Annotated in this window: 17 protein-coding genes and 1 other RNA gene; 15 read left to right on the forward strand and 3 right to left on the reverse strand. The window is 40.3% G+C overall.

All coding sequences use genetic code 11. The annotated features are described in order from the left end of the window. Window positions 1–157: 157 nt before the first annotated feature. From dnaA to SMUL_RS00030, 6 genes are all read left to right on the forward strand, one after another. Window positions 158–1,483 (forward strand): chromosomal replication initiator protein DnaA, encoded by a 1,326-nt coding sequence (gene dnaA, locus SMUL_RS00005; RefSeq protein ID WP_025343215.1) that lies wholly within the window; start codon window positions 158–160, stop codon window positions 1,481–1,483. Between the two features lie 157 nt (window positions 1,484–1,640). Then, window positions 1,641–2,708, forward strand: a complete 1,068-nt coding sequence (dnaN, locus tag SMUL_RS00010; protein WP_025343216.1) for a DNA polymerase III subunit beta — start codon at window positions 1,641–1,643, stop codon at window positions 2,706–2,708. Window positions 2,709–2,747: 39 nt separating this feature from the next. Further along, window positions 2,748–5,060 (forward strand): DNA topoisomerase (ATP-hydrolyzing) subunit B, encoded by a 2,313-nt coding sequence (gene gyrB / locus SMUL_RS00015; protein WP_025343217.1) that lies wholly within the window; start codon window positions 2,748–2,750, stop codon window positions 5,058–5,060. Further along, window positions 5,060–6,475 (forward strand): EAL domain-containing protein, encoded by a 1,416-nt coding sequence (locus tag SMUL_RS00020; RefSeq protein ID WP_025343218.1) that lies wholly within the window; start codon window positions 5,060–5,062, stop codon window positions 6,473–6,475. Before gyrB ends, SMUL_RS00020 begins: the two co-directional genes overlap by 1 nt. Beyond that, a complete protein-coding gene (gene queF, locus SMUL_RS00025) occupies window positions 6,472–6,867 on the forward strand; it encodes a preQ(1) synthase (protein ID WP_025343219.1) in 396 nt (131 codons plus the stop codon). The genes SMUL_RS00020 and queF overlap by 4 nt, the downstream gene beginning before the upstream one ends. Next, window positions 6,861–8,072 (forward strand): HD domain-containing protein, encoded by a 1,212-nt coding sequence (locus SMUL_RS00030; RefSeq protein WP_025343220.1) that lies wholly within the window; start codon window positions 6,861–6,863, stop codon window positions 8,070–8,072. The genes queF and SMUL_RS00030 overlap by 7 nt, the downstream gene beginning before the upstream one ends. A gap of 17 nt (window positions 8,073–8,089) precedes the next feature. Here the strand turns inward: SMUL_RS00030 and ffs are convergent. Then, window positions 8,090–8,187: signal recognition particle sRNA small type (gene ffs / locus SMUL_RS16900), an RNA gene on the reverse strand. 51 nt (window positions 8,188–8,238) lie between these two features. Between ffs and SMUL_RS00035 the strand changes: the two genes are divergently transcribed. The 6 genes from SMUL_RS00035 (at window position 8,239) to proX (ending at window position 14,456) form a co-directional block, all read left to right on the forward strand. After that, a complete protein-coding gene (locus tag SMUL_RS00035; RefSeq protein WP_025343221.1) occupies window positions 8,239–8,913 on the forward strand; it encodes a uracil-DNA glycosylase in 675 nt (224 codons plus the stop codon). Between the two features lie 107 nt (window positions 8,914–9,020). Next, a complete protein-coding gene (locus tag SMUL_RS16440; RefSeq protein ID WP_025343222.1) occupies window positions 9,021–10,031 on the forward strand; it encodes a sensor domain-containing diguanylate cyclase in 1,011 nt (336 codons plus the stop codon). Between the two features lie 29 nt (window positions 10,032–10,060). Beyond that, entirely contained in the window at window positions 10,061–11,014 is a 954-nt protein-coding gene (mutY, locus tag SMUL_RS00045) for an A/G-specific adenine glycosylase (RefSeq protein WP_051492654.1), read from the forward strand. 221 nt (window positions 11,015–11,235) lie between these two features. Beyond that, window positions 11,236–12,438: a glycine betaine/L-proline ABC transporter ATP-binding protein ProV gene (proV, locus tag SMUL_RS00050; RefSeq protein ID WP_025343224.1), complete on the forward strand. Its 1,203-nt coding sequence runs from the start codon at window positions 11,236–11,238 to the stop codon at window positions 12,436–12,438. Next, the gene (gene proW / locus SMUL_RS00055; RefSeq protein WP_025343225.1) at window positions 12,431–13,456 is read left to right on the forward strand and encodes a glycine betaine/L-proline ABC transporter permease ProW; all 1,026 of its coding nucleotides are present in this window, start codon (window positions 12,431–12,433) and stop codon (window positions 13,454–13,456) included. The genes proV and proW overlap by 8 nt, the downstream gene beginning before the upstream one ends. Then, window positions 13,449–14,456, forward strand: a complete 1,008-nt coding sequence (proX, locus tag SMUL_RS00060; protein ID WP_025343226.1) for a glycine betaine/L-proline ABC transporter substrate-binding protein ProX — start codon at window positions 13,449–13,451, stop codon at window positions 14,454–14,456. The genes proW and proX overlap by 8 nt, the downstream gene beginning before the upstream one ends. Before the next feature lie 29 nt (window positions 14,457–14,485). Here the strand turns inward: proX and SMUL_RS00065 are convergent, their stop codons facing one another. After that, window positions 14,486–15,664, reverse strand: a complete 1,179-nt coding sequence (locus SMUL_RS00065) for a multidrug effflux MFS transporter (protein WP_025343227.1) — start codon at window positions 15,662–15,664, stop codon at window positions 14,486–14,488. 324 nt (window positions 15,665–15,988) lie between these two features. Here SMUL_RS00065 and ttdA point away from each other — a divergent pair, with 324 nt between their 5' ends. Together ttdA and ttdB are read left to right on the forward strand one after the other, a co-directional pair. Further along, complete coding sequence (gene ttdA, locus SMUL_RS00070; protein ID WP_025343228.1) at window positions 15,989–16,888, forward strand: L(+)-tartrate dehydratase subunit alpha; 900 nt, start codon at window positions 15,989–15,991, stop codon at window positions 16,886–16,888. Next, window positions 16,885–17,499, forward strand: a complete 615-nt coding sequence (ttdB, locus tag SMUL_RS00075) for a L(+)-tartrate dehydratase subunit beta (RefSeq protein WP_025343229.1) — start codon at window positions 16,885–16,887, stop codon at window positions 17,497–17,499. Before ttdA ends, ttdB begins: the two co-directional genes overlap by 4 nt. Window positions 17,500–17,531: 32 nt before the next feature. Here ttdB and SMUL_RS00080 read toward each other — a convergent pair whose 3' ends face one another. Then, window positions 17,532–18,182, reverse strand: a complete 651-nt coding sequence (locus SMUL_RS00080) for a GntR family transcriptional regulator (protein WP_025343230.1) — start codon at window positions 18,180–18,182, stop codon at window positions 17,532–17,534. 140 nt (window positions 18,183–18,322) lie between these two features. Between SMUL_RS00080 and SMUL_RS00085 the strand changes: the two genes are divergently transcribed. After that, entirely contained in the window at window positions 18,323–19,573 is a 1,251-nt protein-coding gene (locus SMUL_RS00085; protein ID WP_025343231.1) for a 3-isopropylmalate dehydratase large subunit, read from the forward strand. Window positions 19,574–19,575 lie beyond the last annotated feature (2 nt).

Below are 19,575 nucleotides of genomic sequence, written 5' to 3' on the forward strand. Positions count from 1 at the left end.
TTTTATCCTTTATTCACAGCTTTGTTCACAGGGTGAATAACTTTTTTCACATTATACCCATACCCTCTTTAACATATAACTAATAATAGTTTAGATAAAATAAAACAAACTTATTCACATGATATTCACAGGGTGAAGACTTTTTTAAGGAGTATGTTTGCTAGCAGATACCATCATAGAACTTTTAAAAGAAGAGATCTCTTCACAAGAATATGATCGCTATATTAAACAACTTAAATTCCACGAAAAAGCCTCCAATTCGGATCAAATGGTTTTTCTTGCTCCTAACATTTTGATCGCTAATTGGGTCAAAACAAAATACTCCGATAAAATTGCCCATCTGTTTGAACTCAAGACGGGTAAAAAACCTGAGATCAAAATTGTCCTCAAAGAGCATCTTAAAACCACTAAAGTGAAATCAACCCCTGTTGAGATGATTGATGCGATTAAAAACACCAAAAACACTATTTTAAACCCATCTTACACGTTTGATAGTTTTGTCGTAGGAAGCTCCAATCAATACGCCTACACTGCCGCTAAATCCATTGCAGAAAAACCCGGTGTCATGTACAATCCTGTTTTCATTTACGGTCCTACGGGACTTGGTAAAACCCACCTTATTCATGCCATCGGCAATTATGTTCAAGGCAGAGGTAAAATCGTTATTTATGCGACGATTGAGCAGTTTATGAATGATTTCACCTACAATCTTCGCAACCAATCCATGGACAGATTTCGTGAAAAGTACCGTAGTTGTGATGTTTTGCTCATTGACGATACTCAATTTTTATCCAATAAAATTCAAACGCAAGAGGAGTTCTTTCATACTTTTAATGAACTTCACTCTGCGGGTAAACAGATCGTTTTAACTTCTGATAAACCACCAAAAATGATCAATGGACTTGAAGATCGTCTTAAAAGTCGCTTTGAATGGGGTTTGATTGCCGATATTGGCTTGCCTGAATTGGAAACTAAAATTGCGATCATTAAAAAGAAGTGTGAACTCGATGGTATCAATCTTAACAGCGACATTGTCAATTACATTGCTGCCAATATGGGCGATAATATTCGTGAAATTGAGAGTGCTATTATCAACCTTAATGCCTATGCGTCGCTGATGCGTCAAGAAATTACCCTTGATTTTGCAAAAAACGTGATGCGTGAGCAGATTAAAGAGCGCCGTGAAAACATTAGCCTTGAAGATATTATTCAAATCATCGCTAAAGATCTCAATATTAAACCAAGCGAAATCAAATCAACCAAACGCAGTAAAAATATTGTGGAAGCCAGACGTATTGGTATTTATTTGGCACGTACCCTTACTCCAAATTCTATGCCTTCACTTGCAACCTATTTTGGAATGAAAGATCATACAGCCGTTTCACACAATATTAAGAAAATTAACGAAATTATTGAGACCAATGAGTCCTTTAAACTCAAAGTTGAAGATCTAAAAAATAAAATTTTAACCAAGCAGATGTAAAAAGTTTTGATGATAAATGTGACGAGATGTGAAAAACCCTTGACGCATCTTTCACGCCAATAATCCCTAGTTTGAGGTATAATGTTGATGTTTTCACAATTTCATCCCATTCTACTACTTCATCTATTTTAAATTAAATAATAAAAAAGGAGACTCTATGAAGGTTTCGATAAAAAAGAGCATTTTAGAAAACATGTTACTCAACATTCAACCCTATTTAGAAAAAAAGGATTTGAGTCAGATAACATCCCATGTTTTACTCATTACTGAAGAGAGTCAATTTGTCATCAAAGCAACCGATTATGAGATTGGTTTATGCTACCACACACCTGAAGTCAAAATCATCACAGCAGGAAATGCAACCGCTAATGGTAAAAAACTTCTCGATATTATCAAAAGTTTAAAAGATGACGAAGTTATTTTAGAAACCATCAATGATTACCTCTATATCAAACAGAATAGCTCCAAATTTAAACTTCCGATGCTTAACCCAGTAGATTTCCCACCCTTCCCTCAAATTGACGCTAAGCCCAAATTTGACATCAACAGCAACACACTCGTTCGCTCCATTAAAAAGATAGCTCCTGCCATTGATAGCAATAACCCTAAATTTGAACTCAATGGCTCTTTAATTGATATTAAAGACAACAGCATCAATTTAGTCGCAACCGATACCAAACGTTTGGCAATCGTGCAACTTGAACAGCCGACCGAACATAACTTTACATTGATTATTCCTAAAAAAGCGATCAGCGAAATTCAAAAACTCTTTTTTGATACCATTGAAATTTTTTACGATGAAAACACGCTCATTGCTTCATCGGCTCATTTTACATTTTATACCAAACTGATCAATGGAAAATTCCCAGACTATCAACGCATCATTCCTAAAAATAAAAACTATAGAATTTTACTCAGTCGTGAATCGATGGTGGATTCTATTAAACAGATCTCAATCATCTCTCCTGAAATTAAAATCACTTTTAAACCTGAAAAAATAGTTTTTGAGAGTTTGAACGATGATAATATTGAAGCCAAAACAGAAATTGAGTTTAAAACGGGGCTTGATAGTGACATTTACCTTGCAGTTAACAGTCGTTATATTTTAGATTTTTTATCCAATATCGAAAATAGTAACTTTACCTTAGGTTTCAATGACAGTGGTCTTCCTTTCACGTTAGAGAGTGATAATTTTACAACCATTGTTATGCCAATTATGATCTAAGAAACCAATACAAAAAGATAATAAAGAAGTGGAGAAAATATGAGTACTTACGGTGCAGACAATATTAAAGTTTTAAAAGGCCTTGAAGCAGTACGAAAACGTCCAGGTATGTATATCGGTGATACCAACATTAATGGTCTTCACCATCTTATTTATGAAGTGGTTGATAACTCTATCGATGAAGCAATGGCGGGCTATTGTGATCTCATTAAAGTTGAATTGACACGTGAGGGCTCATGTATTGTTGTTGATAACGGTCGTGGTATTCCTGTGGGTTGGCATGAGGGCGAAAATATGTCAGCAGCTACGGTTGTTTTAACCGTTCTTCACGCAGGTGGAAAGTTTGATAAAGATACGTATAAAGTCAGTGGTGGTTTGCACGGTGTAGGTGTTTCGGTTGTGAATGCACTTTCATCAAAACTGGTTGCGACCATTAAACGTGAAGGCAATGAACACCGTCAAGAGTTTGCTGCTGGTATTCCTCAAACACCTCTTGATGTGGTTAAAACAACGAATCGCACGGGTACCATGATCGAATTTTGGCCAGATTCTACTATTTTTGAAACCACTGAGTTTCAATTTGAAATTTTACAAACACGTTTTAAAGAGCTTGCCTACCTTAATCCAAAAATTACGATTGAACTCAAAGATCAAAGAGACGGACGCGTTGAAGTGTACCATTTTGAAGGTGGTATCAAACAGTTTGTTTTGGATCTCAATAAAAAAGAAAAAGTAGCGGATGCTGTCCACTATACTGCTAGTATTGAAGATGTTGAAGTTGATGTTGCGATGATGTACAACTCAACGTATAGTGAAATTCTCTTCTCTTTTGTCAATAACATCAAAACCATTGATGGTGGAACGCATGAAAGTGGATTTCGTGCGGGTTTAACGCGTGCCATTACGGGTTATATTAGTCTCAATGCAGGTGTAAGAGAAAAAGACGTCAAAATTACAGGTGATGATGTTCGTGAGGGCTTGATCGCGATTGTCAGCGTTAAAGTGCCTGAGCCTCAATTTGAAGGTCAAACCAAAGGAAAACTAGGAAGCTCTTACGTAAAACCAATCGTTCAAAAATTGGTGTATGAGCAACTGGTTAAATACTTTGAAGAAAACCCAATCGAAGCTAAAGCCATTATGAACAAAGCACTTGCAGCAGCACGTGGACGTGAAGCGGCTAAAAATGCAAGAGATTTAACCAGACGTAAAGATGCAATGAGTATCGGTACACTTCCTGGAAAATTAGCGGATTGTCAAAGTAAAGACCCTTCTATTTGTGAACTTTACCTCGTAGAGGGCGATAGTGCGGGCGGTTCTGCTAAACAAGGAAGGGACCGTGTTTTCCAAGCGATTTTGCCACTTAAAGGTAAAATTCTGAACGTTGAAAAAAGCCGTTTGGACAAAATTTTAAAATCCGAAGAGATTAAAAATATGATCACTGCTTTAGGCTGTGGCATTGGTGAAGAGTTTAATGAAGAAAAACTTCGCTATCACAAGCTCATCATCATGACCGATGCGGACGTTGATGGTAGCCATATTCAAACACTGCTTTTAACCTTTTTATTCCGTTTTTTACGTCCTGTTGTGGACAATGGGTATGTCTATTTGGCACAGCCACCTTTGTATCGTTACAAAAAAGGTAAAAAAGAGATTTATCTCAAAGATGACACTGAAATGAATACCTTTTTAATTGAATCAGGTATCGATAACATTGCGATTGAAGGTGTTGGAACACCTGATTTAATTGATTTCTTTAAAATTATTTCTGCGTATCGTGGTATTTTAAAAGAGCTTGAAAAACGCTTTTCTATGATCGAAGTGATTCGTTATTTGATTGAAAACCCTGATTTGATCACGCTTCCAACCGATAAACTCTTTACAGAAATTGAACGATTTATCACAGCCCTTGGGTACAATATTTTGAACCATTACCTCAACGATGAGAGTATTCATCTGTTTATTCAAACCAAAGATGGTTTGGAAGAGCTTCTTTTGGATGAGACATTTTATACGAACCCACTGTATGAAGAGGCACTGTATATTTATTCTAAAATTCAAGAGCGTGATTTTGATGTTTTTGACGGACGTGATCCTGTTGAAGTTTTGGACGAAATTGAAAAAAATGCTAAAAAAGGCGCTTATATTCAACGTTACAAAGGTCTTGGTGAGATGAACCCAGAGCAACTTTGGGAAACCACGATGAATCCTGAAAACAGACGATTGTTACAAGTTAAAGTCGATGATGCTGAAGCTGCTAGTGACACCTTTACACTCTTTATGGGAGATGAAGTTGAGCCTCGTCGCCAATACATTCAAGATCATGCCAAAGATGTAAAACACTTGGACGTTTAATGCTCTATTCTGAGATCAAGGAGAGAGAAAACCGATTTATAACCGCCCTTAAAATCGTGTTTCCTCTCCTACTTCTCATTGGCATTTTTTTTCACTCGTATCAGCTCTTTCCACATACGTCCATTAACTTTATTCTTCTGATTTTATTGATCCCCATTTATGTTTATTATACGGTCTATCTTATCTATTATGGATTTCAGACTTCGTTGATTGACCCGATCACTAAAACATTCACGAGAGCCGAAATTATCGCGAAAATTAAAAAAATTAACGATCGGGAAAATACCGCCGTTATCTTTTTACATGTAAACAATTTAAGCGACATAAATGAGCGGTATGGTATTAATAATGGAGATCTTGTTTTAAGGCAATTTATCCAAAAATTGGAATTTTTTCTAAGAGAACACCGTTTTAAAAAAGTTGCGATTGGGCGTTACAGCAGTGATAGTTTTTTGCTTTATCTCAAACATCCACATAAAGAGCTTCGCCATCTTTTAACGATTTTCACCAAAAGCGTTCAAAATGTGGGTATTTCCAATATTGAAATCAAAGTGGCTTTTTCACTCTTAAGTGCTGCGTATGATAGCGATACACATAACCTCATTGAGCGACTTTTAATGCTGATTGAAGAGCAAAAAAAGAGTGAAGAGACGACACCTCACATCAAACTCAATCAATTTCACATGATTATCGATGAAGCGATCAAACAGCATCAGCTTTTTTTCAAATACCAACCCTCTCTCAGCCTTCAAACAGAGCAGATCAGCATTTTAGAAGTCCTTATTCGCATGGAATCACACATCTATGGATCGCTCTCAAAACAACAAATTCAGCGCATTGTAAACCATACGGGTTATGAGATGGCGTTCGATGAAAAAGTGTTTGAACTTTTGGTCGAAGAGATAGAACCTTTACTTCAAAAAGAGCTGCTTTTTAGTGTTGAGATTTCCCCCGTGACCCTGCGAAATCTCAGTTTTAAACGCTATCTTTTAACGCTTCTTAGCCAACACAAGATTGATCCACACCGTTTTATTCTTGAGATAACAGAGCAAAAAAGTTATGAAAATATGCACCGATTTAGAGAAATCATTGAGAGTTACCAAGAGGTTGGGTTTAAAATAGCACTTGGTAATTTTGGAGGCAACAACTGCGGGTTTGAGTATCTGAAACATTTGCCGATTGATTTGGTAAAGTTTGACATTGAATTTACCAAAAAAATCGAAGATCCAAAATACCAACAGCTTCTTTTACATTATGTGGAACTCATCCAAACGCTTCACATTCAAAGTATGGTAAAATTCGTGGATAAAGAGGCACTTTTGGAAAAAATAAAAGAGATTAGGCCTGATTTTATCCAAGGGTTTTGTATCTCAAAACCTAAAAATTTAGAACAAATAGTAGGAGATATTTTATGAAATACGGTGAACAAATTATTAAAGAATTTGATGTTGAAAAAGATTTGGAAATTTGGCCCAATCAGCATCAAAAAAACTATGTGATTAAACTGACATTGCCAGAGTTTTGTTGTCTGTGCCCACGCAGTGGTTATCCTGATTTTGCGACGATTTATATTGATTATATTCCGAATGGCTTTGTTGTAGAACTTAAAGCGATCAAGCTTTACATTAACAGCTTTATGAACCGCAACATCAGCCACGAAAACAGTGCCAATGAAATTTATGATCTTTTAGATTCCAAGCTCAAGCCAAAATGGCTCAAAGTGGTGGCGGATTTTAATCCACGAGGCAATGTGCATACGGTGATTGAAATTGACTCAAAACAGGTACGAAACGAAAGCGCATGTTAAGTCCAAAACTCATTGAGCAGTTCTTTGGAGCAGCTTCAATTCAACGCTGGAACGATTACCCTCGCATGGTGGAACTCGTCGAGCTTGATAAACAGGCGCACAAATTTATCATCGCCTATTTTTTAGCGCAAATGGAAGAAAAAGATAGCATCAATATGGTCACGATGATCGAAGCGGGTATCTTTGAATTTTTGCGTCGCGTTGTGGTTACCGACATTCGCCCCGATGTCTTTCGTAAGGCACTTCAAAAAAAAGAGAAAGAGATCAATACATGGGTACTGGCTCAACTCTATGATTCGCTCAGTGACATCGAAGATGGCGCGTTTTATGAGCGTTTTAAGAGTTATTTAAATGACAGCTCTATGTATAAAAAAGAGCGTTTCATCCTTAAAGCGGCTTCGTATATGGCGACACGTTGGGAATTTTTGATTGTCTATCAAACCAGTCAATTTCTTAACAATATTGACCGTGTCAAAGAGGCAGTGGAAGAGGAAATTGAAGATTATTATGAGCTCATTGGGGTTCGTAAAATGGCGATGAATAAAAAAATCTCTAAGATCGTTGATCTTAGTGGGCGACTTCGTTTTCAAAAACGGTGGGCGCAAACGCCTCGCATTCCTGAAACCTCCGTGCTTGGGCATATGCTGATTGTCGCCATTTTGGGTTATTTCTATTCACGTTCGATCAATGCGTGCGACAAACGTCTTGAAAACAACTTCTTTTGTGCTCTTTTTCATGACTTTCCCGAAGCGCTCACTCGTGACATTATTTCACCCGTCAAATACTCCGTCAGTGGGCTTGATGACATCATCAGTGAGTTTGAAATTAAGATGATTGAAGAGGAAATTCTGCCGTTTTTACCCGATAATTTGGTTTCAAGTTTCAAATATCTTTTGGGACTCTATGGCGACAATCAAAAAAATGAATTCCTCAATAAAATCAATCACACTGGCATTGAAATTGTCGAAGATTTGAGTGCCTATAATGAAGATAAATACAACGCCATTGATGGCGAAGCGCTAAAAAATTGCGACAGGATAGCCGCATTTATCGAAGCAACGCTTTCTATTTCGCATGGCGTGAAGTCTAAAGAGTTGATTCAAGGCAAAGAGTATATTCGTGGGAAGTTGAAAGAAAAAGGGCAAATGGGCAATGCTGATTTTTATCAATTGGCGTTGGAAATTGAAACGTATTTGGGAGTTTAGGGTGTAGTGTAAAAAACCCTCTCCCAGATGACTGCGGCACACACCTAAAAAAAGCGCTCTGCTGTGTTCCCACCCTGAAGCGTTACTCTTAAAAGACATTGCACAGGTCTAGAAGAAGGCGAAGCGTATTTTACCCAAACATTCTTAAAAAACACAGAGGATATTCATGGTTGATCCAAAAATTGAAGCGAGTTGGAAAAATGTTTTACATGTAGAGTTTCAAAAGCCCTATTTTGAGGCGTTAAAAAGCTTTTTGGTGGAAGAGAAAAAAAACTATACGGTTTATCCCAGCGGAGCCAATATCTTTGCGGCGTTTGATAATACCCCTTTTGAGAGCGTTAAAGTGGTCATTTTGGGGCAAGACCCATACCATGGAGCCCATCAGGCACACGGGCTCTCTTTTTCGGTACAAGATGGAATTCAGCATCCGCCATCCCTTCAAAATATTTTTAAAGAATTACGCGATGATTTGGGGTGTGCGATTCCCAAAAGTGGCAATCTAACTGCATGGGCAAAACAAGGTGTTTTTTTACTCAACACCGTTTTAACCGTGCGTGCCAGTGAAGCCAATTCTCACCGTGGACAGGGTTGGGAAAACTTTACGGACGCTGTAATTAAGACACTGAGCGCTCAAAAAGAGCATTTGGTGTTTATTCTTTGGGGCTCTCCTGCAGGAGCCAAAGCCAGTCTGATTGATAGTAAAAAACATCTCATTTTACGTGCTCCTCACCCTTCCCCGCTCTCTTCGTACCGTGGTTTTTTTGGCTCTAAGCCTTTTTCAAAAAGTAATGAGTACCTTACATGTAAAGGCAAAAAGCCCATCAATTGGTGTTTGAGCTAAATGATTTTTTTGCGTGCAATGCACTAATTTTTGGTTTAATTTTAGTGAGATAATTTTGTTATGTTTGGTGTATACTATTGCGTAACTAAACAGATGGATTTACAATTATGGTAGAGCATGAGTACACTTTTTCCAGCTCTTTAAGTGGAGAGCTTCTTCTCTTTCGTACACTGTGGAACAATTCAAGTGATAACATGTTCATCGTTGCAATAGACAGTGATGGTGATTTTGTCACTGAGGCGTGTAATGCTGTTCTAGAAAAGACGTTTCATCTCGAAAAACATCAAATGAATGGCATAAAATTAAAAGATATATTTGATGAAGTAACATTTAAAATGATAGCCGATAACTACACTCAATGTATTGCGTTAAATAAACCCATTACATACAATGAGAGCGCTATTATCGATCATACGGGCGAGAGATTTTGGAATACAACCATTTTACCTGTCACAGATGAGCGTAGTGGAAATGTAAGAATATTTGGTATTTCAAGAGAATTTACGCAATTAAAAAATGCAGAAAAAGAGCTTCAAAAAGTCAATGAAACTCTTGATAAACAAGTTAAAAAAAGAACAAAAGAGTTAGAAAAAGCCAATAAACAACTCAAGCGTTTATCCACCATCGATGACTTGACTGAACTACCCAATAGAAGATATTTTGAGGAGTATTTTCAAATGAATTGGGAAGTTGCAAAGCAGCAACGTAGTGCTATCTCTCTTGTGATGTGCGATATCGATTATTTTAAAAAAATTAACGATACGCATGGGCATCTTGTTGGTGATCTGGTGCTAAAAGAGATCGCCAAAGCAATACAACTCTCTTCGCCTAAAAAGATCGACTTTGTAGCACGGTATGGCGGTGAAGAGTTTATTATCGTTTTATGCGACACCGATCAAACGGTGGTATATCAACTCTGCACAATCATTCAAGATAACCTTAAAAACATCCACCATAATTGTGTTCACGGTGTTGTTCTAGCGCCCATTACAATGAGTTTTGGCATAAGCCGCACCATTCCTAAACACGAAGATGACCCCGAACAACTGATACGAGATGCTGATAATGCTTTATATAAAGCGAAAAACAGTGGAAGAAACTGCATCATCACCGCTTGAGTCTAATTGACATTTAGATACACTTTCGTATGTATAATGAAGCTCAAAAATTACTTTTAGATTGGTACGCTAAAAACGGTCGTCATGATCTTCCGTGGCGCCAAACCAACGATGCGTACACAATATACCTCAGTGAAATCATGCTGCAACAAACCCAAGTCAAAACGGTTTTGGAGCGCTTTTACTTTCCTTTTTTGGAGCGTTTTCCTACCCTTCAAAGCGTGGCAGATGCGCCGCTCGATGATGTTTTAAAAATGTGGGAAGGACTCGGCTACTACACCAGAGCTCGAAATCTTCACCATACCGCGCTTACATGTAAAGGTATTTTGCCTCAAAATCCTGAAGAGCTTGGCGGGCTTAAAGGCATTGGGAAAAGCACAGCACATGCGATTTGCTCTTTTGCGTACCACCAAGCGCTTCCTATCTTGGATGCCAATGTGAAGCGCGTTTTGTGTCGCTACTTTGCACTCAGTACAAAAGATGAAAAAGCGCTGTGGGAAAAGGCGTGGAAACTTTTAGCCGTAAAGCATCCGTATGAACATAATCAAGCGATGATGGACATCGGTGCAATGATCTGCACACCCAAAAATCCGAACTGTTTGGCATGCCCTCTTGCGTTTACATGTAAAGGTAAAGATGCCCCCGAAAACTATCCAAAAGCGGTTAAAAAAGCCAAAGTTCCAACAAAAAAACGTTTTGCTTTGGTTGTTTTCCAAGAGGGAAAATTGGGGCTTATTCAGCGCAAAGAGAGACTGCTTCATGGACTTTGGGGATTTGTTCAGATCGATGAAAAGCCAAACACGGCACACAGCCTTGGAAGCGTTTCTCACACCTACAGCCATTTTAAACTCGAACTGGAAATCATTCATGATGACGCTTTACATGTAAACGTGGATGGCTATTTTACAGAGGAAGAAATTGAAAACTTAGCACTATCAACCGTCGATAAAAAGATCATTCAAAAGATTTTTAGCCCTAAATAGCTATTTTATGTTACAAATTTACACAAAAAAACTATTTTTCTACTTATATCCTTAAAACTTCCTAAAGTACCACCCCATAGTACCTCATGACCCTTTTAAAGGTCATAAAACTTAAGATTATTTTAAGAATATGCTAAAATTTTAGCTTCCTTTAATTCTCTTTTGCTAAGCTAAAAGGAGAAAGTTATCTCTATTTACTTAATTTTACCTTAGGAGTTAGAATGAAAGAGGTTAAAATTGAGCTAAAAAATGTCTATAAAATTTTCGGAAATTCACCCAAAAAAGCACTTACTCTTTTAAAAAAAGGTATGGACAAAGCGGAAATTTTCAGACGTACTGCTCAAACAATTGGTGTTAATAACGCTAGTTTTCAAATATACAAAGGTGAAATATTTGTTATCATGGGTTTATCAGGATCAGGCAAGTCGACATTGGTTCGACTGTTTAACCGTTTGATTGAACCCTCAAGCGGTTCTATTTTAATTGATGGCGAAGATATTGCCATTATGAATCACTCAGAACTCAGAGCCGTTCGAAGAACTAAAATGAGTATGGTTTTTCAATCCTTTGCTCTTTTACCCCATCTTAATGTGCTTGATAATGCTGCTTTTGGGTTAGAACTTGGAGGTATGGCTAAAGTTGAGCGCTATATCAAAGCCAAAGAAGCACTTGCTCAAGTAGGATTGATCGATTACGTTCATACGTATCCTGATTCTCTGAGTGGTGGTATGCAACAGCGTGTTGGATTGGCACGAGCATTAGCCAATAACCCCGATGTCCTTTTGATGGATGAAGCCTTCTCTGCACTTGATCCGCTCATTCGTAGTGAGATGCAAGATGAACTACTTAAGCTTCAAAGTGAGCAAGAGCGCACCATCGTTTTTATCTCGCATGATTTAGATGAGGCTATGAAATTAGGCGATCGCATTGCTATTATGGAAGGTGGCACCGTCGTGCAAATCGGAAGTCCTGATGAGATTTTAAAAAACCCTGCTAACGAATACGTGCGCTCTTTCTTTAAAGGTGTTAATGTGGGAGGGGTGATTACAGCCAAAGATATTGCCAGTAATCAACAAGTCACAATGATTCAAAAAGATGGACAAGGCACACTGCAGGCACTGCAGATTTTAAAAGAACATGATCGTGAATTTGCCTATATTGTGGATCGAAGAAAACGTTTTTTAGGCATTGTATCGGTGGATAGTTTGCGTGAAAAACCTAAACGAGAAAGCATTGATGTTGCCTTTTTAAAAGAGATTCCAACGATTGATGGTACGGCATGTTTAAATGATATTGTTGGCATTGTGGCAAGTACGCGCTACTCTGTGCCCGTTGTCGATAAAAATCAAAAATACATAGGCGCCATTTCAAAAGCGACCCTTTTAAAAGCATTGGACTACCATGGGGAGGATGACAATGAATGATACAGCAGCAAATCCATGGGCAGAAGCGCCCATCGCACAAGAAGATTGGCTTATTGACACATCCGTTGCTGATCCTACGGTTTCATTTGATTGGCTACATCCTTTTAAAGAGACATTTTTCCCTTTAGATCGCTATGTCGAATCAGGTTTAGCATGGACAGTGGAGCATTTTCGCCATGTCTTTCAATCCATTCGTGTTCCCATTGATGTGGTATTACGTACGATTGGAGATTTTTTTCAATTTGTTCCTTCAACCATTTTTATTGTCGTCGTAACGTTGATTGCATGGCAATTTGCAGGGCGTAAAATTGCGATTGGAACATTTATTTCGCTTATTGTTATTGGCTTAATTGGTGCGTGGAGCGAAGCGATGGTTACCCTCTCTTTGGTGTTTACCTCGTTCTTCTTCTGCGTAGCGATAGGACTGCCTATCGGTATTTGGGTTTCACGTAACGATAGAGCTTCTTTGATGCTTAGACCCGTTTTGGATGCAATGCAAACGACACCGGCGTTTGTCTATTTGGTTCCGGTTGTGATGCTCTTTGGCATCGGCAATGTCCCCGGTGTTGTGGTGACCATTATTTTCGCTCTTCCCCCATTGATCCGCTTTACCAATCTTGGTATTAGGCAAGTGCCTGAGGATTTGATTGAAGTATCACGAAGTTTTGGAGCAACGCCTTGGCAGATGCTGATTAAAGTACAGCTTCCCGTTGCCATGCCAACCATTATGGCGGGTATGAACCAAACATTGATGCTCTCACTCTCTATGGTGGTATTTGCCTCTATGATCGCCGTGGGAGGCCTTGGACAGATGGTACTTCGCGGTATTGGAAGACTTGATGTGGGGTTAGCCTCTATTGGTGGTGTGGGAATTGTTCTTTTAGCCATTGTGCTAGATCGCATTACCCAAGCACTGGGAGAGAAAGATACCCTCCATGCGCATTTTGCGTGGTATGAAAAAGGGCTCATAGGCTTTGTTTATACCACCATCTTAAAACAAAGGAGAAAACATGATTAACGTACTCAAGCAAGGGCTTCTAGGTATTGTTTGCACGATGCTCTTTAGCAGCATCAGTGTTGCAGCAGATTTACCAGGCAAAGGTGTTAAAGTGCATTCCATGCATAGTCCTATTTCTGAGGAGAAATTTCAAACGGTCATTATCAATGAGGCGCTTAAAGCATTGGGATATGACGTTTTACCCATTGATGAAGTCGCTTACGCAGTCATTTATCAAACGATTTCTCAAAATAAAACATCAAAAGATATTTATTATACATCGGTCAATTGGACACCACTGCATGATGCTATGTTTGAAAAAGCAGGTGGAGAGAAAGAGATGTATCGTAAAGGAACGTATGTCTCAGGATGTGCACAAGGTTATTTGATTGATAAAAAAACAGCTGAAAAATATAATATCAAATACATTAACGATCTCAAAGACCCTAAAATCGCGAAATTATTTGATAGCAATAATGATGGAAAAGCTGACTTGGCAGGATGTAATCCAGGTTGGGGATGTGAAAAAGTAATCGAATTTCAACTCGATGCATTTGGTCTTAGAGATACGATTAAACACAATCAAGGTGAGTATTCGGCAATTATTGCTGAAACCATTGCACGATACAAACAAGGTAAACCAATTTTATATTATACATGGACACCGTATTGGGTCAGTGGTATTTTAGTTCCAGGAAAAGATACTGTATGGCTTCAAGTAACGAAGAGTGCGCATCCAATTACCAAAGATACGGCATTAAGTAATGGTCAAAATTATGGCTTTAATGTTAACGCTATGAAAATTGTAGCCAATGGCGATGTCGCGACACAAAATCCTGTGGTGGCTAAGTTATTTGAAGTTGCAACGTTGAATATCAATGACATTAGTGCTGAAAACATGCTGATTAGTAAAGGTGAAAACAGTGAAGAAGACATTGTTCGTCACGCGCAATCGTGGATAAAAGGACATGAAAAAATCTTTCAAGGCTGGATAAACGAAGCGAAAAAAGCCGCAAAATAGTATGAGCTAACGAGAAAAAATTCTTCTCGTTAGCTTCCATGATGCGGAATGTAGCCTCTACTTCCCAAAAGTAACAGCGTTGCGCCACATACGCTGACCACCATCATCACACCCGTGATGGGAAAGAGTGTTGCATCGTGCAAAAAACTTGCGGTAAACCCCATGAGGGCTCCCACACTGTACTGCAAAACACCGATGATGGCATTGGCCGAAGCGCTGATGCTTGGGAAAAACTCCAAGGATAAAGAGACAGAATTTCCAAAAATGAGCCCTAGCGTACCAATGTAGAGTCCAATGAGGGGAAAAAGAACGTAAATACTCTGATCTTGGCAGGCAAACAACGCAATGCCAATGAGTGCTTGAGCGCTCATACCAATGCGAAGCAGAACAAGAGGGTCTTTGTATTTGACAAGCCATGCGTTGATCCTTCCCACGATCATCAGTGTGGTGACATTAAGCGCGAAAAAAAGTGCAAATTGACCTGAGCTGACATGAAAATGTTCCATATAGATGAAGGATGAAGAGGTGATAAACGTATACATCCCTGAAGAAGAGAGAATTTGAGAGACGATAAAAACCATCGCCATTTTATGGCTAAGCACGGTTTTATAGTTCTGAATCGGTGTGACTTTGACTCGTTCTTGCTTCACAGAAGGAAAACGGAAGAGGTAAAAACCGAGCGCAAAAAGGGTGTAAAGGCTTAAAAATATAAAGATGATGTTCCAGTCAAAAAATTTGAGGACTAACGAGCCCATCGTTGGAGCGATCAAAGGTGCCATCAGCATCACCATCGCGATCATGGAGAAGATGCGCGCACTCTCTTTGCCCTCGAACATATCACGCACAATGGCGGAAACATTGACCGTGGCGATGCCTCCACCAAAGGATTGAATCGCTCTTAAGATCCAAAACATTTCGATGCTGTCGGTAAACGAGAGCAAAAGGCTACTGATACCAAATAAAATAAGCCCAATGATGATCATCGGACGTCTGCCGTACGCATCCGAAATGGGACCGCCAAAAAGCTGTCCCATTGCCATACCAAAAAAGAAAAGGCTTAAGCTGATTTCGACATTGGGGATAGAGGTTTGAAGGCTTTTCGCAATGATAGGAAACGCGGGTAGATACATATCAATCGATAAAGGGGTAATGGCAGCAAGGCTTGCAAGGGTTAAGACAATTTGACGCTCGGTAAGTGTGTGGGACATGAAGTTCTCTTTAGATTAGTGTGCGCACATTATAGGGTAAAAGTTTAAATCCTCTGTTAACATACCTGTTTACATGTAAAGGTTGCAGAAGGTAAAAAGATTTGTTAACAGAGCGTTTAAGCTGTTTTGAAAGCAAAGTTCACAACGAAATTTCCTTGAAAAAACGGGGCGCACCTTTGGTGTTTTTGCTTTACATGTAAGCTTCATTTGAGACGAATGCTCTTCTTAGATTAGTTTAAGCCCGCTTTGCCTACAATTAACGGTGATAAAATATCACATATTACAAAAAAGAGATCAAACGGTTTTAATAACAGGAGGTAGACGATGTCTACATGTGAAGAAGAAGCAAAGCTAGTAGCGATTTTAGGAAAATTCATCGACATTGTCTCCAAAGAGCTGCCCGATGATGTGATGAAAAAGCTCACAGAACTTAGAACACAAGAGGAAGCGCCCTTAGCCAAAGCGATTTACGATGTGATGTTTGAAAATATGGATAAAGCCAAAAAGCTAAATCGCCCGACGTGTCAAGATACAGGTGTGATTCAGTTTTTTGTGCGTTCAGGCTCTCGCTTTCCTCTGCTAGGAAAACTACGAAGCATTTTAAGGGAAGCGACGATTAGTGCAACAAAAAGTGCACCCTTGCGCCTCAATGCAGTCGAAGTGTTTGATGAAAAAAACACAGGAACCAATGTAGGAACGGATGTGCCCTTTATCGAGTGGGAGATCGTGGATGATAGTACCAACGTCGAGATCGAAGTGTATCAAGCAGGAGGTGGTTGTTCGCTTCCAGGTCGTAGCATCGTTTTACCTCCCCTTGCGGGCTATGAGGGTGCGATGAAATTTGTCTTTGATACGATTGTCGATTGGGGTATTAATGCGTGCCCACCACTTGTCGTGGGCGTGGGGATTGGAACCTGTTCAACGTCTGCGGCGAAGCTCTCCAAAAAAGCGATGCTAAGACCGATTGGCACTTCTCATCCGCACCCCAAAGCGGCAGCCATGGAAAAAAGCATCGAGGAAGGGCTAAACGCGATTGGTTTAGGACCTCAGGGTATTTCAGGGAAAAACAGCGTGATGGCAGTCCATGTTGAAGGCATGGCGCACCACCCTTCGGTTTTGGGTGTGGGTGTCACGGTAGGATGCTGGGCAAATCGTCACGGCATCATTCGATTTGATGAACATTTAGCGTACGAAGTGGTGTCGCACACAGGAGTGAGTCTATGAAAAAAGTTTTAACAACCCCGATTCAAGATGAAGATATTGCATCGCTTCGCGTGGGAGACATCGTTTATTTGAGCGGCACATTGGTGACATGCAGAGATGAAGGACACCGTAGAGTTGTGGCAGAAAATAGCATGCCCTCCCTTCCGTTGGATCGCATCGCCATTTTTCATGCAGGGCCGATTGTGAGAGACGTGGAAGGTGGTTGGGAGATGGTTTCTATTGGACCCACAACCAGCATGCGCATGGAGCGTTATGAAAAAGAGTTTTTAGCCAAAACGGGCGTTAAATTGGTCATAGGCAAAGGCGGCATGGGCGAAAAAACGGCGCAAGGGTGCAAAGAAAGCTTTGCTGTGCATGCCGTTTTCCCAGGTGGTTGTGGTGTGGTTGCTGCGGAGCAAGTGGAAAAAATCGAAGGTAAAGAGTGGCCAGAATTTGGGATGCCAGAGGCTTTTTGGATACTCAAAGTCAAAGAGTTTGGTCCGTTGATTATCTCGATCGACACAGAGGGAAATAACCTTTTTGAAGCGAATAAAGTGACATTTCATGCACGAAAAGAAGTTGCGCTTAAAGATACTGCCAAACAGATTGTTTCGATGATCGCCAAGAGCTAGAAGATAAGGCGCTTTTAAAAAGCGCCTTGAGGTTATTTAAAATTAGAAAGGGTGCTGTTCATACTGCGAACGATATGTTCGCGCATAATGTTACATGCCCCTTCATAATCTTTTTCAATCAGTTTTTCGACCATTTGGTCGTGTTCAGCGAGTGAAATAGCGGCGTACTCTTGCGCTGTGACCAGACGGTTCATGGAGAGACCATTCCACAAAAGAGCGAGAAAAGATTTGAGTTTTTCACTCCCCGCGGCTTCCCAGATGGTCATGTGAAACGCTTGGTTGGCGATATTATACGCCTCCGTATCGCCTGCTTCTTTGGCACGTTGCCCTTGTTTGTTGATCTTTTTGATCGCTTCAAGAATGTGATCGTTCATATTAGCGCAGGCGCGTCTAAACGCTTCGGTTTCGAGTAAGATGCGCATTTCGTAATGGTCTTTGATCGCCTCTTCCGAGATGCCCTTAACGATGGCGCAACGGTTTTGGCGAAGTTCGATGAGCCCTTCGTTCGCAAGAATCTGAAACGCTTCGCGAACGGGTGTTCGAGACATGCCAACTTGCTCACCGATACTATCTAGGGTGATAGACTGACCCTTGCTGATGCCGCCTGTGAGGATGGAAGAGCGAAGGATCGAAGCGACTTGTTCGCGCGCGGGTAACATCTGTATTTTGGTAAGATTCATCATAAAATGCTCTTTATAATTCTGTATTTATTTAAGTATAGCATGACAAGGCTATCTTTTTCAAGAAAAGTAACAATTTCGTTTTACATGTAACGCTTTTTGGGAATTACATGTAAAACGATACAGGCTCAAAAGGATGAACCATGCACGCGATTGAAAAATTATTAGCCAAAAAAGCAGGCAAAAGAAGTGTTAAAACAGGTGAAATTATCAACTGTGAGATTGATATGGCAGGCATCAACGATCTCTACCTTCAAACCCTGCGCTCTTTTTTTGAGATGGGCGGCACAAAGGTGCATGACCCAAGTAAGGTCATTATGTTTTTAGACCATTATGCACCCGCTTCGACCATCACGCAAGCAACGAATCAGAAGCAGTTTCGAGAGTTTTGCTGGGATCAAGGCATTGATCTTTTGATGGACATCGACCAAGGAGTTTGCCATCAGGTTTTAGCCGATAAAGGCTTAGCGTATCCGGGCGAAATCGTCGTTATCACGGACTCGCATACCACAACACACGGCGCGTTTGGTGCGTTTGGAACGGGTGTGGGAGCGACGGACTTGGCGATCATCTTAGCGACAGGAAAGCTGTGGTTTAGGGTGCCTGAAATCATAAAAATAAATTTTGAGGGAAAATTGCCCAAAGGGGTGTATGCCAAAGATGCGATCTTGCACGCGATTGGCACGCTTGGAGCGGATTATGCCGTCTACAAAGCGGTTGAATTTGGAGGCTCTATGCTTGAGCACTTAAGCATTTCCGAGCGTATGGCACTGTGCAATATGAGCACCGAAATGGGCGCCAAAGCCAGTTACATTCAACCCGATGCGATCACGATGGCGTTTTTAGAAGAGAAAGTGACACGGGCGTATGAGATTTACCACACCGATGAAGATTTTGTTTACGCGGACGAAGTCACATTTGATGTGAGTAACCTCAAACCGCAACTCGCCGCACCTTCAAGTGTCGACAACGTTTTTGATGTGAGTCAGTTTATCGGTCGTCACATCGACCAAGCCTATTTGGGGTCATGTACGGGCGGCAGAGCTGATGACATCGGCATTGCGGCACATATTTTGCAGGGTCGTAAAGTCGCACCGCGCACACGTTTTGTGATCGTTCCTGCCTCCAAAGGCGTTTTACTCGAAGCGATGGAAAAAGGGTATGTGAAAACATTGATCGAAGCGGGAGCGACCTTTGTCACGCCTGGGTGCGCCGCCTGTTTGGGAACGCATGAGGGCATGATCGCTTCGGGTGAAACCTGCATTACCACGACCAATCGCAATTTTCCAGGGCGCATGGGTGACACGAAAGCGGAGATTTTCTTAGGCTCACCCGCAGCGGTTGCCGCAGCAGCTTTGATGGGCGAAATCGTCGACCCTACGCTTTACATGTAAAG

The organism is Sulfurospirillum multivorans DSM 12446 (genome assembly GCF_000568815.1).
Classification (GTDB): Bacteria; Campylobacterota; Campylobacteria; order Campylobacterales; family Sulfurospirillaceae; genus Sulfurospirillum; species Sulfurospirillum multivorans.